Genomic DNA, 13015 nt, shown 5'->3' with positions numbered 1-13015 from the left:
GATCCACATCCCAACTTAAATGTGGATAATGAATCGTCTTGAACCGCGATTCGATTAGCCGATTTGATAACTCGAAAACAACAGTGAACGGAGATTACGCTTTCACGAACAACGAATAATTCATTAAGGGATGATTATATGAAGTTAAGAAAAAAACGACATAAACCGATGCACATTAACGACATCACCATCATCGATGACAGCAAACTCAAGAAGGCGATCACCGCGGCGGCCCTGGGTAACGCGATGGAGTGGTTCGACTTCGGCGTATACGGCTTTGTCGCCTATGCGCTTGGCCAGGTCTTCTTCCCCGGCGCCTCTCCCGGCGTGCAAATGATCGCCGCACTGGCAACCTTCTCCGTGCCCTTCCTGGTGCGTCCACTCGGCGGTCTGTTCTTTGGTGCCATGGGCGATAAGTTCGGTCGCCAGAAGGTTCTCTCGGTCACCATTATCATTATGGCGGTCAGCACCTTCTGTATCGGCCTGATCCCGTCCTATGCATCGATCGGCATCTGGGCCCCGATCCTGCTGCTGCTGGCCAAACTGGCGCAGGGCTTCTCCGTCGGCGGTGAATATTCCGGTGCGGCGATCTTCGTCGCCGAATACTCGCCGGACCGCAAACGCGGCTTTATGGGTAGCTGGCTGGACTTCGGCTCCATCGCCGGCTTTGTGATGGGCGCAGGCGTAGTGGTGCTGATCTCCAGCATCGTCGGCGAAGCCAACTTCCTCGACTGGGGCTGGCGTATCCCGTTCTTCATCGCCGCGCCGCTCGGCCTGATCGGCCTCTACCTGCGCCATGCGCTGGAAGAAACCCCGGCGTTCCAGCAGCACGTGGACAAGATGGAGAAAGAGGATCGCAACGCCATCGAAAATCCGCCAAAGACCTCGTTCAAAGAGATCGCGGCCAAACACTGGAAAAGTTTGCTGGTGTGTGTCGGTATCGTGATTTCCACCAACGTGACCTATTACATGCTGCTGACTTATATGCCGAGCTACCTCTCGCATAACCTGCACTACTCGGAAGATCACGGCGTTCTGATCATCATCGCCATCATGATCGGCATGCTGTTCGTGCAGCCGGTGATCGGCCTGACCAGTGACCGCATCGGCCGTAAGCCGTTCATTATCGGTGGCAGCATCGGCCTGTTGGCGTTGGCGATCCCGTGCTTCATTCTGATCAACAGCAACGTCATCGGCCTGATTTTCGTCGGCCTGCTGGTGCTGGCGGTGCTGCTCAACTCCTTCACCGGGGTGATGGCCTCCATCCTGCCGGCGATGTTCCCGACGCACATCCGTTACAGCGCGCTGGCGATTTCGTTCAACATTTCGGTACTGATCGCCGGTGCGACGCCGACCGTTGCCGCCTGGCTGGTGGAAGCGACCGGCAACCTGTACATGCCGGCCTACTACCTGATGGTCGTTGCGGTGATCGGTCTTATCACCGGTCTGTACATGAAAGAAACCGCCAACAAGCCGCTGCGCGGCGCGACGCCGGCCGCCTCTGACCGCTCCGAGGCAAAAGAGCTGCTGCAGGAAACCTACGACAACATCGAACAGAAAGTCGAGGACATCAACGCGCAGATCGCCGAACTGGAAAAGAAAAAACAGATCCTGATCGACCAGCACCCCAAACTGGACTGATTCGCTCTGACAAGCAAAAAACCACCCATCCGGGTGGTTTTTTTTGCCTGGCGTGCAGAGAGTGGTAACTTGACCCGGCGGATGCCGAAGGAGAGATGAATGAATCAGTTTCAGGAGATGGCGACCTATATCGCCGTGGTCGAGGCCGCCAACATCAGCGCCGCCGCCCGCCGCTTGGGCACCACCAAGTCGGTGGTCAGCAGACGCATCCAGCAGTTGGAGACGCGCCTTGGGACTGTGCTGTTCGAACGCGGGAAAACGCTTGGGCTGACCGACGCCGGCCACCTGTTCTATCAGCGCGCCGTTCTTATATTAAGCGAAGTGAGTGATGCCGAAGAGTCGGTGCGAACACTGCACGGCCAACTGCAGGGCCCGCTGCGGTTAACCGCGCCGATGGCGTTCAGCATCCGCTATCTGGCACCGCTGTTATCCACCTTTATGGCACAGTACCCGAGCCTCAATCTGGACGTGGAGTACAGCGATCGCCTGGCCAATCTGAATCAGGAGAATTTCGATGTCGCCATCCGTATCGGCCCCTTGGCGGATTCCGACCTGATCGCGCAGCGCATCTGCGCCAACCGCCATTTGATTTGCGCCAGCCCAGCCTATCTTGCCCAGAAAGGCACGCCGATGCACCCGCAACACCTGCAACAGCACCAGGGGTTGCTGTATATTCAGCGCGAACCGACCGGCATGCTGCAGCTCCCCATCGAGGGCGAAATCCGGTCGTTTCGTATCGGTAAACGGCTGCGCACCGATAACGCTTTTCACCTGTTGGCGGCGGCTAAAGCCGGTTTGGGCCTCGCCATCCTGCCCGCATTTATCGCCGCCGACGCGATACGCGCGGGGGAACTGCGCATTGTGTTGGCCGCCTATTCACCCGACGGCGGCGACATTTCCGCCGTCTATCGCCGTTCAAAACGCGCATCCCCCAAGATCAAGGCGCTGGTGGACTTTCTGAGTGAACACATTGGCCATACGCCCAGTTGGGAAACCGCACTCTCCTCTTTCCTGACGTCAACCTGAAAGGTTCGCAGAACGCGAACCCGAGGTTCGAATTTCGCCTGCTTGTTGCTTGTGCTTCAGGGTTTTAGTCTGCAGAACACACACTTTCTGCCCGCTCTGGAGACTCTGCCATGAAAGACTTATCACGCCGTCAGCTGATATCAAAAACGCTTGTCGCTTCAGCCGCCGCCACGCTCGGCGCTTCCACATCGGTTTCCGCATTATCGGCGCAATCACAACCGGCCCAACGGACCAGAGAGACATCCCCTACTTTCGACGTAGTCATCGTCGGCGGCGGTTCCGCCGGCGCGGTGATGGCGGCTCGCCTCAGCGAAAACCCTGCGCGCCGGGTCCTGCTGTTAGAAGCCGGGCACAGTTACGCGCCCTACGATTATCCGCGCCTCATCGCGGACAGCGACGTCCTCGGCGCCAATGGCAACCCGGAGTTCGAATGGGGATACCGGACAGAACCCGGCTATGTCAGCCACGCGATCGGCGCTATCCGCGGTAAAGTCTTGGGTGGCAGTTCAGGCGTCAACGGTGCCGTGGCGATCCGCGCCCGTCCGGAAGATTTCAACCGCTGGGATCTGCCGGGATGGGGCTATCAGGACCTGCTGCCCGCCTTCAAAAAACTGGAGACTCGTCATGGCCTGCACGACCGCGCAATCCATGGCGATAGCGGCCCTTTTCCCGTCGTGCAACTCACATTGGATGACATCACGCCAATGCAACGCGCTTTCGTCGCCGCCACGCGCGCCAACGGCTATGACGCGATTGACGATTTTGATGGCCCTTCAGCCAATGGCGTCGGCCCCTACCCGATGAATATCGTCAACGGCGTACGCGTTAACACCGGCATGGCCTATCTGGATGAGAAAACCCGCGCCAGAGACAATCTTACCCTCCGTGCAGATACGCTGGTCGACCGCGTGATATTTGACGGGCAGCACGCGATCGGCGTCCGCCTGGCCAGCGGCGAAGAAATCCATGCCGCTGAAGTGATCCTGAGCGCGGGAACCTACGGTAGCGCCGCCGTTTTGATGCGATCCGGCATCGCGCCTGCGCAACAGTCGAAGCGTCTGGGGATCCCCGTCGTCGCCGATCTCCCCGTCGGCGAAAACCTGGTCGATCACCCCTTTTATTACAATGCCTACGCCGCCCGCCCCGATGTCATCGGCAGCCAATCGCCGGTTATCGGTGCCAAGCTGTGGACCCACAGCAGCCAGGCGGAACCGGGAGAGCTCGATCTGCACATTACCGCGACGCATCTGTTTCCTCATGACCAAAGCCCTACCGGCGTCGGTTTTGTCTTGGCGGTGGCGCTGACTCGGCCACAATCCACCGGACGAGTCTGGCTGGAAAGCCGCGATCCAGCGGCAGCCCCTCACATTGACCTTAACTTCCTGGCGCAAGAGAGCGACCGCGTTCGCTTGCTGGAGGGGGTTAAACTGGCGCGAAAAATAGGGCAAACCGCTCCGCTGTCTACGCTTATCCACAGCGAGCTTGCGCCCGCTGCAGACAGCGACGAGGCCATTCTTGCCTCGATGGCGGCGACGTTGGATACCTATCATCACCCGACCTCTTCCGCGCCGATGGGAAATGCCGGCGAACCGAAGGCGGTCGTCGACCTTCAGGGCCGCGTACACGGCGTATACGGGCTTCGGGTCGTCGACGCATCCATCTTCCCCGACGTTCCCTCCGTCGCCACTAATGTGACGACGATCGCCACCGCCGAACATATCGCCCGACACTACGCCTGACCGTTTGGCGGCAAGATAGGCTGTTGAAACCCGGCCGGTCATCCTGATGGCCGGCCTTCGCCATTCCGCAGCGGCACAATCGAAATAACGGCGGCACATTTTATCCTGCCGGGAAACGATGTTACCCTTGTGGCCACCGTCACCTCTGCAAAACATTCTCATGGGCAAAATGGATCTTCCCGTCATCATCGGCATCCTGGTTATGCTAACCCTATGGCTCGGCGCGCTCTTCAACATCGGCGATCTCAGCCTCACCATTTCGCGCCTGTTTCACTGGTTCGAAAGCCAACGTGGATAACCTGGGTTCGCGATAACGCAGGCAGCGAGCAAACATCGGCTATGATTGAAAGACGTTACGTCATTTTCCGAGACTGTCGCACGCGATAAAGAGGACCGCATCATGACCGACTATGGGTTCTACAATCAAATCCTGACCCGGCTGGCCGCCAATCACCCCGGCACGCTGGATGAGAAAACCTACGAACTGTGGAAGCAGGACGCCACCAGCCCGCACGCCTTCGCCGATCCCTTCGCCTATCTCAAAACCAAGGGGTTGATACAGGCCTATGTGATGAGCGACATCGACGAGAACAACTATGATATCGACCCGCATCAAACGCGGATCACCGCCGCCGGCCTTGAATTCATTCGCAACGGCGGGTTTAAATAAGGGGGATTCGCGCCAACAAAAAACCGCCAGACGGCGGTTTTTTTACTCTAAAAGCATCCGGACCAGCTCAGGCGGGGAAAGGCCGATAAAAAATGCGCAGCACTTCGTTATCACCCTGGCGTAAAAAACCGCCTTCCGGCTGCCAGCGCAGATCGCGCGCCAGATTGAGATTTTCCCAGCCGACCGCGCCCCCCACGCCGATGCAAAGATTTTTATTGCCTGCGGCAAATCCCGCACCGGTACCGATCATGGCATGCAGCAAACGGGGCGCAGCCGCGTCGCGCAGGGAGAATATGCCGATAAAACATCCCTGCGGCGCGCGCAGCATATCGGCCATAGTGCGGATCTCGGTATCATCCGGGCTAACGAAATGTTTGTATTGCTTATCGAACACCGTCTGCCACAACTGCTTGTATTTCGCCTTGCTGAGCGCGCCAGAACGGTGAGCACAAAGCACCACCGCATCCCAGCACATCTCCCCGCTGAGCGAAAGATACTCTTCCGTATCGGTTTGCGGCTTATCGGCGTAATGCCGTGCAAATTCGGCCGCATTCAAATGCGGCGGCACGGCCTGTTTGGCAACGTCACTCTTGTAGCGCTTGAAATTCAACCAATGCATGGGGACTGTCCTCTTCACCCTCTAGATTAATGAACCTGAAGCCGTGGATGAGACGAGCCATCAAATCCAGAGCGTCGTCGGCGATGGCGGTTTCGTCGTCATTCAGCCCCTGTTCCACCGAGCGCTCAATCGCGTTCATCACCGCCGGAGCGCTGGTTTCTTCCCCCTGCGCCACCACGTCTAATACGGCTTTGCCGATCGCCAGACAAAGCTCATGATCAAACTCAACCTCTTTATACGGCTGCATAACCACCCCGATAAATTTTTACCCAAGAATACTAGACCACAATGGCGTATCGCGCCTGTCATCGTAGCGCAGCAAGGTATGCAGCCGAAGAGAAATGCATCAGGCCCCGGGTTGATAGCCCGAAGCCCGATAAAGGCAGGTTATTGCGGGGCTTGATCGGTAGGACGAATGATAAAACACGTGGCGGTTGCCGAGGCCAGCAGCTTCCCTTCCGCCGTTTTGAGCGTGCCTTCGGCGAAAGCGACATTTTTCGACGCATAGACCAGACGCCCCTCGGCGATCAGATCACTCTCCTTTGGCACCGGGCGCAACATTTTAACCTGCAGATCGACGGTGCCATAACCAATCCCTGCGCCCAGCGTACTGTGCACCGCGCAACCGGTCACCGAGTCCAATACCGTAGCGGCGAAACCGCCATGTACGCCCCCCAACGGATTCAGATGGCGCCCGTCTGCTCGCGCCACAATACGGATATACCCCTCTTCAACCGCGTCCGGTTTCATGGGCACCGTTTCAGCGATTGAAGCCGGTGGAATTTTGCCGGCCATCGCAGCCTGTAATAACGCCAACCCCGTCATTTTTGTCGGATCCATTGCTCTCTCCTCTGGTGGTGAACCGGTTATATAGAAGAGGTCTGACCTCTTAACTTGCTTTTTCGTGCTGATGTCGTCAGCCGCCTGCTCTTCAGATTCTCTGAACGTGACCGCCATCACTCTTTAGAGTTAATAACCATAATTTTTTAGCGCCTTTAGATTTAAAACAACTTTCTGCTGTAAACGCCGCCGGAAACTGAACGCAGTTAAGTTCAACATTATTAAGGCGTATCTATCATGGATTTCTTTCTGCAATTAGCGGTTATATTGGCATGCTTGCTGTATGGGGCGCGTAAGGGCGGCATTGCGCTGGGGTTACTGGGCGGTATCGGTTTGATGATCCTGGTGTTCGGCTTTCACCTGCAGCCCGGCAAACCGCCGGTAGACGTGATGCTGGTGATCATCGCGGTGGTGGCGGCCTCCGCCACCCTGCAGGCCTCAGGCGGGTTGGACGTCATGCTGCAGATCGCCGAGCGGATGCTGCGGCGCAACCCGCGTTATGTCTCGATCATCGCACCGTTCGTCACCTGCATTCTCACGATCCTGTGTGGCACCGGCCATGTGGTCTACACCATCTTGCCAATCATCTATGACGTGGCGATCAAAAATAACATCCGCCCGGAACGGCCGATGGCGGCCAGCTCGATCGGCGCGCAGATGGGCATTATCGCCAGCCCAGTCTCAGTGGCGGTCGTTTCACTGGTGGCGATGCTCAGTAGCTACACCTTCAATGGCCGCCATCTGGAATTCCTCGATCTGCTGTCTATCACCATACCTTCCACCCTGTGCGGCATTCTGGCGATCGGCATCTTCAGTTGGTTCCGCGGCAAAGACCTGGACAAAGATCCCGAGTTCCAGAAATTCATCTCGGTGCCGGAGAACCATCGCTACGTCTATGGCGACGCCGCCACCCTGCTGGACCGGGTATTACCGCGCAGCAACTGGATCGCCATGTGGATTTTCCTCGCCACTATCGCCCTGGTGGCGGTGCTGGGAGCCTTTTCCGACCTGCGGCCCAGCTTCGGTGGCAAGCCGCTCTCCATGGTCCTGGTGATCCAGATGTGTATGCTGATGGCCGGGGCGCTGATCGTCATCATTACCCGCACCAACCCGGCATCTATCTCTAAAAACGAGGTGTTCCGTTCCGGCATGATCGCCATCGTGGCGGTGTATGGCGTCGCCTGGATGGCGGAAACCATGTTCGGCGCGCACCTGGCGCAGATAGAAGCCACGCTGGGCGTGCTGGTGAAAGAGTACCCTTGGGCCTATGCGCTGATCCTGCTGCTGGTGTCGAAATTCGTCAATTCGCAGGCCGCCGCACTGGCGGCGTTGGTGCCGGTGGCGTTGGCAATCGGCGTCAACCCGGCCTATATCGTCGCTTCGGCGCCGGCCTGCTATGGCTACTATATTTTGCCAACCTACCCCAGCGATCTGGCGGCGATCCAGTTCGACCGCTCCGGCACCACCCGCATCGGCCGCTTCGTGATCAACCACAGCTTTATTCTGCCCGGCCTGATCGGCGTCAGCGTCTCCTGCGTCTTCGGTTGGATCCTCGCCGCGGCGTTCGGTTTCTTATGAGTTGTACTTCGGAGCCCTGCGGGGCTCCCTGCAAGCAGGATGACAATCCAAGGGGATGGGTATGATAAGAAAGGAAAAATGCAGGTGTAATACGAATTCCAGAAACAAAAAAACCGCCTCTCGGCGGTCTACGACATTACTACTTATTGCTTTGATTATTCGGTATTTTTATTCCCTGGTACCCGGGGCGGGACTTGAACCCGCACAGCCATAAGCCGAGGGATTTTAAATCCCTTGTGTCTACCGATTTCACCACCCGGGCTCGGGAAAGTTGGAGGCGCGTTCCGGAGTCGAACCGGACTGGACGGATTTGCAATCCGCTACATAACCGCTTTGTTAACGCGCCTTTATTCTGTTTGCCTTTTCAGGCCAAAGCCGGTGATTCACCCACTTCGTTTTGTTCTTTTGGTTGGCGATGTTGAAATCGCTTATCCTAATCATCTGATTCTTAAGTAATTTATTTCGTTACCGCCGAATCGATGGACTGCATTATGGACTAAACCCCCCACCTTGGCAACCCCCCGAAATAGCAAAAAGTTCTCTAACGCTTTCAACTGCTTATTTTGTGGGCGCACTGTTCACAATGCCGACGGAAAGGCAAGCGGAATGTTGATTTTATATGCGTCGGCTCGGGAGTTCACGGGCAAATCGGATCTTTTTTTCTCTACAGGAATCGCTTACCCGCGCCCTCCCCGGCTTTTCATTTGCTTATGATCATAGGGTAGCGTGCAAAGCATCATCATGGGGACATCGCGCAATCTTCGGCCCACACGCATAGAGTCGCCGGCAACAGTGAGACAGACTATCTGCCCGTCACACCTTCTGCTTTCCCTGACCGCAATTCCTCGCCCCTGACAGCGATTGCCGCATCGTTCGACAGATACATCAAGTCGGCAAAAGCCGGCTACCGAGTTCGAGTAAGAAATCGACAGCCAGTCTGTTTCGGGCAGAAGCATGACGCGCCTTTTCATACACTACAGACAACGGCGCGCCGACGCTGTCAAACTCGTTCAGCACGGTGACAAGCCTACCTGCAGCTAACGCCGGTGCCACAACGTAATGCGGCGCCTGGAGAATGCCCTGCCCACCTTCGGCCAATGCCAGCAGCACGGCGACGTGATCGCTGGCCAGTGGTCCGATAGGAAAGTGGCGATATGCTTCCCCGGATCGGGAGAATGTCCAGGTACGAAACTGGCCGCTATTGGCCATGATATAGCGTAGGCAAGCATGTTCGCCAAGATCGCTGGGGAAACTGGGTGCACCATGCCGCTGCAGATAAGCCGGTGCCGCAACGGTCAGGAAACGATGTGGCGGCAAAGCGCGCGCAACCAGACGAGAATCCGGCACTTCGCCCAACATAACAGCCAGATCGAAACGTTCGGCCGTCATGTCAACATGTCGGTCGGTCAATGTCAGCTCGATATCTAGTCCCGGATGGGCAACCAGCCACTCGCTGAGTGCCGGCGCAACCACGCATTGACCAAAACTCACCGGTACACAAATCCGCAGTTTTCCGCGCCACGGTTGGGCGCTACCACCCAGCAGACTGCGTCCGTCTTCAATGGCCGTCATGCCTTGCCTGCAAACGTCGAAGAAAACTTCGCCATCGCCGGTCAATGTGATCTGCCGCGGTGAGCGGTGGAATAATTTCACGCCAAGTTCTGCTTCCAGACGCGCCACCGACTTGCTCACCGCAGAAGGCGTAATACGCAGCACACGTGCAGCGCGCGTGAAGTTACCGGCTTCGGCGGCTCTGACAAAGGTGCTGATATCACTGAATGGATCCATTCTTATTATTCCCTTAATTCACAGTAACTTTGATTATAAAGGCATTATCATTCCTGTTCATCATCCATATAGTTATTCCTCCACTAACTGATGAGGGATACAACATGTTGAAATTTACCAACGGTCTGTTTTCGCGACTATGTTTGCTTTCTACTATGGCTGTAACGGCAAGCCAAGCCGCAGCAGCTGTGGCTACCACAGCGCAACACTTAATACCGCAACAGCAGCCGAGAGAAGAGCGTGCGGCGCTGGTCATGATCGAGTTCGTCAATGAGTGGCTGGATCCGCAAGGTAAGTTGCATGGTTTGATCCAGGACAAGCGATCGCTCGCCCGTTCCCAGGAAGCGGGCAAACGCGCCCTGGAGGCTGCTCGCCAGGCGGGGATGCCGGTCATTCACGCTACGCTGCAACTGTCGCCAGACTACCGTGAACTCGGGCGCAAACCATTTGGGCTACGCGGCGCCATCCCCAAAGCCGGCACCTGGCAAAAACAGGATAAAGGCTGGCTGTTCTATCCACCATTCGCTCCGCGATCAAATGAGTTTGTCATCAGCGGGCGTGCGGGTGCCAGCGCATTCGCCGCCTCCGATTTGGACAACTATCTGCGCGGGCAAGGCATTACCCGGCTGTACCTGGCCGGTTACGCCACCCACGTCTGCATCGAGTCCACATTACGCGCCGCACACGATCTGGGCTATGAGCCAGTGATCCTCAGCGACGCGACGGCCGCTTTCACCACTCAGCAACAGCAACACGTTCTGAACGACGTAGTGCATCATTTTGGCTGGGCCATGATGACACAAGCGTTTATCGAAACTCTGTCTTTCGGCGATCAGACAGCACTGAAAGCGAGCTCCACCACTGCCCCGGCGCCCGCACCGGAAAGAGCCCAATCGCTACGTCTGCTGACGGCCCCAGGCCAGAAAATCCCCGGCGTCTCCGGCGCTGTGCAAACACAGAGTGGCCTGCTGTTTCTCAGTGGCCATGTCCCAGTAACTGCTGACAACAAAGTCCCTTTAGGGCTGGAGAAGCAATTGGAATTGGCATTCAAGAATTTGAACGACACACTGCAGCATGCGGGCAGTTCACCCGAAAATATTGTCAGAATGACGCTGTACGTGCGCAATTATCGTCCCGATCAGTTGGCCACAATTCGCAAGATCCGCGATCGTTGGCTCAAAGGGCATGAATCCGCCAGCGCCTTGATCGGCGTAGAAACTCTGTTCCGACAAGATGTGCTGGTCGAAATCGATGCGGTTGCTGTACCCGCCGCGTCTCAAACCGCAGTCTGACCTCGTTCGTTGACAAGTTGGAGGGAAGAAGTTTATCGCACCGCCGTTTTATTAAATACAGCGGCGCGATAAAATGACGGTCACCTCCAAACTCACCGTAGATAAGAGTCCTCTGTGTATCCCCTGTTATACACTGCCTCTGGCGATGGGCCTGGCCACCTGGTGACCTATGATGTCCCCACCGACATTCGCAAAAAAGCGCAGCCTCTTGAGGTGGCAACACCACTATAAGCGATGAGACGTGCCATAGCCGAGGTTTGGCGGTGGCCCGGCCAGAAGGAATTACAACTTGCATGAACGAGTATTCTCGTCAACGCAGGAGGAATATTGATCCCAGAGCTTGCTGAGACATAATGTGGCCGTTCATGGACCCATTGCGAAATGACCAAGAAGTCAAATCGGTTACGCACTCAGTCCTCCGCAAGCAGGGAGCCTCAGCGCATCAGCAATCGTTCTCCATCGGCCGACACCGCCATGAAAGTTCGCGATAATCTCATTGGCGTCCGCAGACCTCGATCGGAAATAATGAGCGACTTCACGAACCAACTCAAGATCCAAAGCGTTGTCTGCATCAGTAATACTGAGCTTCATACCATTGACGAAAGGCACAGGGTTCATATTGTAAGCTTCAGACAGCCGCCACCCGCTCCCCGGAGCCAGAAGACACCATGGTTGCGCAAGTGATCTTCTGTGTTCGAGACAAGGATATTGAGAACGATCGGCGGCCAACGTTCACACAGGTCGACATAGGTCTGCAAACCCTGCTGAATAGGGATTTCGGCCACTTCCAGAGGCCGCCCCGAGCCAACATCGTCACCATCAACATGCCTGCTTCTGGGTATCGCCGGACAGTAAAAACGGCAGCACAGGCTTCGCGCTCGCATCGATAGACTAAAAGTGTTGGCTGGGACTGGATCCAAGCGAGTGGATTTAGAGTGCAAAAAAGGGGCCGAAGCCCCTTTCTCATACCTGCCGAATCACGGGGATTCAACAGGCTAATGTTTGGAGCGGGAAACGAGGCTCGAACTCGCGACCTCAACCTTGGCAAGGTTGCGCTCTACCAACTGAGCTATTCCCGCATTACCAGAACTGACTGATTTCTTTGCTATCTTTCGGCAATTCATCGTTGTCGTCTGATGCGATGCATTCTACTTACCTGACGTGATGAGTCAATAAAATTGTTGGCGCATCACGATCGTTTGCCGATTTTTGCAGCGTATCGATCACGGTTCCAGCAGATCGTTGCGTGCCGCGTTCAAATATTGGAACATCGACCAGAAAGTCAGCACCGCCGCGATATACAGCAAACCAATCGCCACATACTCTACGGAGCGATCCGGCCGCCACAGCAAGCCCACCAGCGACATCATCTGCGCCATGGTTTTCACTTTGCCAATCCAGGACACCGCCACGCTGCTGCGTTTGCCAATTTCCGCCATCCACTCACGCAGCGACGAAATGATGATTTCACGGGCGATCATGGTGGCCGCCGGCAGCGTGATCCACCAGCTGTGGTAGTGCTCCGCCACCAGCACCAGCGCCACCGCCACCATCACTTTGTCCGCGACCGGATCCAAAAACGCCCCGAAGCGCGTTGTTTGTTTCCAGCGGCGTGCCAAGAAGCCGTCAAACCAGTCGGTGACGGCGGCAAACACAAAGATAACGGCGCAAACCATCGGAGCCCAGTTGAACGGCAGATAAAACGCCAGCACAAAGAATGGGATCAGAACTACGCGAAACAGGGTAAGCCAAGTCGGTATATTCAATTGCATAATGCTACGGTAACTATCTGGCTAGAGTGGAAATTAAGAGTATGTTGCTA

The 13015-nt window shown here is 56.3% G+C and carries 12 protein-coding genes and 3 tRNA genes; 7 read left to right on the top strand and 8 right to left on the bottom strand.

Annotation, left to right across the window (positions count from 1 at the left end; translation table 11 throughout):
- The first annotated feature begins 138 nt into the window (after nucleotides 1-138).
- The 5 genes from proP to GUC32_RS09055 all read left to right on the top strand — a co-directional run bounded on the left by proP (nucleotide 139) and on the right by GUC32_RS09055 (nucleotide 5076).
- Nucleotides 139-1641, top strand: coding sequence for a glycine betaine/L-proline transporter ProP (gene proP / locus GUC32_RS09075; RefSeq protein ID WP_025302375.1), 1503 nt, complete (start codon nucleotides 139-141; stop codon nucleotides 1639-1641).
- Between the two features lie 99 nt (nucleotides 1642-1740).
- Nucleotides 1741-2667: a LysR family transcriptional regulator gene (locus GUC32_RS09070; RefSeq protein ID WP_025302374.1), complete on the top strand. Its 927-nt coding sequence runs from the start codon at nucleotides 1741-1743 to the stop codon at nucleotides 2665-2667.
- 110 nt (nucleotides 2668-2777) lie between these two features.
- The gene (locus tag GUC32_RS09065) at nucleotides 2778-4406 is read left to right on the top strand and encodes a GMC family oxidoreductase (protein ID WP_025302373.1); all 1629 of its coding nucleotides are present in this window, start codon (nucleotides 2778-2780) and stop codon (nucleotides 4404-4406) included.
- Between the two features lie 169 nt (nucleotides 4407-4575).
- Nucleotides 4576-4704 (top strand): hypothetical protein, encoded by a 129-nt coding sequence (locus GUC32_RS09060; RefSeq protein WP_256376329.1) that lies wholly within the window; start codon nucleotides 4576-4578, stop codon nucleotides 4702-4704.
- A gap of 102 nt (nucleotides 4705-4806) precedes the next feature.
- Nucleotides 4807-5076 (top strand): hypothetical protein, encoded by a 270-nt coding sequence (locus tag GUC32_RS09055; RefSeq protein ID WP_025302371.1) that lies wholly within the window; start codon nucleotides 4807-4809, stop codon nucleotides 5074-5076.
- 67 nt (nucleotides 5077-5143) lie between these two features.
- On the opposite strand, the gene GUC32_RS09050 is transcribed toward GUC32_RS09055, so the two are convergent.
- The 3 genes from GUC32_RS09050 to GUC32_RS09040 form a co-directional block, all read right to left on the bottom strand.
- On the bottom strand, nucleotides 5144-5695 hold the full coding sequence (locus tag GUC32_RS09050; protein WP_025302370.1) for a hypothetical protein: 552 nt from the start codon (nucleotides 5693-5695) through the stop codon (nucleotides 5144-5146).
- Nucleotides 5661-5942 (bottom strand): hypothetical protein, encoded by a 282-nt coding sequence (locus GUC32_RS09045; RefSeq protein WP_025302369.1) that lies wholly within the window; start codon nucleotides 5940-5942, stop codon nucleotides 5661-5663. Before GUC32_RS09045 ends, GUC32_RS09050 begins: the two co-directional genes overlap by 35 nt.
- 140 nt (nucleotides 5943-6082) lie before the next feature.
- Nucleotides 6083-6535, bottom strand: coding sequence for a PaaI family thioesterase (locus tag GUC32_RS09040; RefSeq protein WP_025302368.1), 453 nt, complete (start codon nucleotides 6533-6535; stop codon nucleotides 6083-6085).
- A gap of 237 nt (nucleotides 6536-6772) precedes the next feature.
- Between GUC32_RS09040 and GUC32_RS09035 the strand changes: the two genes are divergently transcribed.
- Nucleotides 6773-8113, top strand: coding sequence for an anaerobic C4-dicarboxylate transporter (locus GUC32_RS09035; protein WP_025302367.1), 1341 nt, complete (start codon nucleotides 6773-6775; stop codon nucleotides 8111-8113).
- A 176-nt stretch (nucleotides 8114-8289) separates the two neighbouring features.
- On the opposite strand, the gene GUC32_RS09030 is transcribed toward GUC32_RS09035, so the two are convergent.
- From GUC32_RS09030 to GUC32_RS09020, 3 genes are all read right to left on the bottom strand, one after another.
- Nucleotides 8290-8375, bottom strand: a tRNA-Leu gene (locus GUC32_RS09030).
- A 10-nt stretch (nucleotides 8376-8385) separates the two neighbouring features.
- Nucleotides 8386-8459, bottom strand: a tRNA-Cys gene (locus GUC32_RS09025).
- Nucleotides 8460-8998: 539 nt separating this feature from the next.
- Nucleotides 8999-9901 (bottom strand): LysR family transcriptional regulator, encoded by a 903-nt coding sequence (locus GUC32_RS09020; RefSeq protein WP_149570397.1) that lies wholly within the window; start codon nucleotides 9899-9901, stop codon nucleotides 8999-9001.
- 104 nt (nucleotides 9902-10005) lie between these two features.
- Here GUC32_RS09020 and GUC32_RS09015 point away from each other — a divergent pair, with 104 nt between their 5' ends.
- On the top strand, nucleotides 10006-11193 hold the full coding sequence (locus tag GUC32_RS09015) for an isochorismatase family protein (protein WP_369435688.1): 1188 nt from the start codon (nucleotides 10006-10008) through the stop codon (nucleotides 11191-11193).
- 1003 nt (nucleotides 11194-12196) lie between these two features.
- On the opposite strand, the gene GUC32_RS09010 is transcribed toward GUC32_RS09015, so the two are convergent.
- Nucleotides 12197-12272, bottom strand: a tRNA-Gly gene (locus GUC32_RS09010).
- A 144-nt stretch (nucleotides 12273-12416) separates the two neighbouring features.
- Nucleotides 12417-12965, bottom strand: coding sequence for a CDP-diacylglycerol--glycerol-3-phosphate 3-phosphatidyltransferase (gene pgsA / locus GUC32_RS09005; protein ID WP_004927937.1), 549 nt, complete (start codon nucleotides 12963-12965; stop codon nucleotides 12417-12419).
- Between the last annotated feature and the right edge of the window lie 50 nt (nucleotides 12966-13015).

Source organism: Serratia sp. NGAS9 (assembly GCF_009905295.1).
Taxonomy (GTDB): domain Bacteria; phylum Pseudomonadota; class Gammaproteobacteria; order Enterobacterales; family Enterobacteriaceae; genus Serratia; species Serratia bockelmannii.
The sequence above is the reverse complement of the archived record's forward strand: the minus strand, read 5'-3'. Positions and strand labels throughout refer to the sequence as shown.

Bases quoted from the DNA above. Each gene is read 5' to 3' on its own strand.
- proP (WP_025302375.1), top strand. From the start codon at position 139: ATGAAGTTAAGAAAAAAACGACATAAACCGATGCACATTAACGACATC.
- GUC32_RS09070 (WP_025302374.1), top strand. From the start codon at position 1,741: ATGAATCAGTTTCAGGAGATGGCGACCTATATCGCCGTGGTCGAGGCC.
- GUC32_RS09065 (WP_025302373.1), top strand. From the start codon at position 2,778: ATGAAAGACTTATCACGCCGTCAGCTGATATCAAAAACGCTTGTCGCT.
- GUC32_RS09060 (WP_256376329.1), top strand. From the start codon at position 4,576: ATGGATCTTCCCGTCATCATCGGCATCCTGGTTATGCTAACCCTATGG.
- GUC32_RS09055 (WP_025302371.1), top strand. From the start codon at position 4,807: ATGACCGACTATGGGTTCTACAATCAAATCCTGACCCGGCTGGCCGCC.
- GUC32_RS09050 (WP_025302370.1), bottom strand. From the start codon at position 5,695: ATGCATTGGTTGAATTTCAAGCGCTACAAGAGTGACGTTGCCAAACAG.
- GUC32_RS09045 (WP_025302369.1), bottom strand. From the start codon at position 5,942: ATGCAGCCGTATAAAGAGGTTGAGTTTGATCATGAGCTTTGTCTGGCG.
- GUC32_RS09040 (WP_025302368.1), bottom strand. From the start codon at position 6,535: ATGGATCCGACAAAAATGACGGGGTTGGCGTTATTACAGGCTGCGATG.
- GUC32_RS09035 (WP_025302367.1), top strand. From the start codon at position 6,773: ATGGATTTCTTTCTGCAATTAGCGGTTATATTGGCATGCTTGCTGTAT.
- GUC32_RS09020 (WP_149570397.1), bottom strand. From the start codon at position 9,901: ATGGATCCATTCAGTGATATCAGCACCTTTGTCAGAGCCGCCGAAGCC.
- GUC32_RS09015 (WP_369435688.1), top strand. From the start codon at position 10,006: ATGTTGAAATTTACCAACGGTCTGTTTTCGCGACTATGTTTGCTTTCT.
- pgsA (WP_004927937.1), bottom strand. From the start codon at position 12,965: ATGCAATTGAATATACCGACTTGGCTTACCCTGTTTCGCGTAGTTCTG.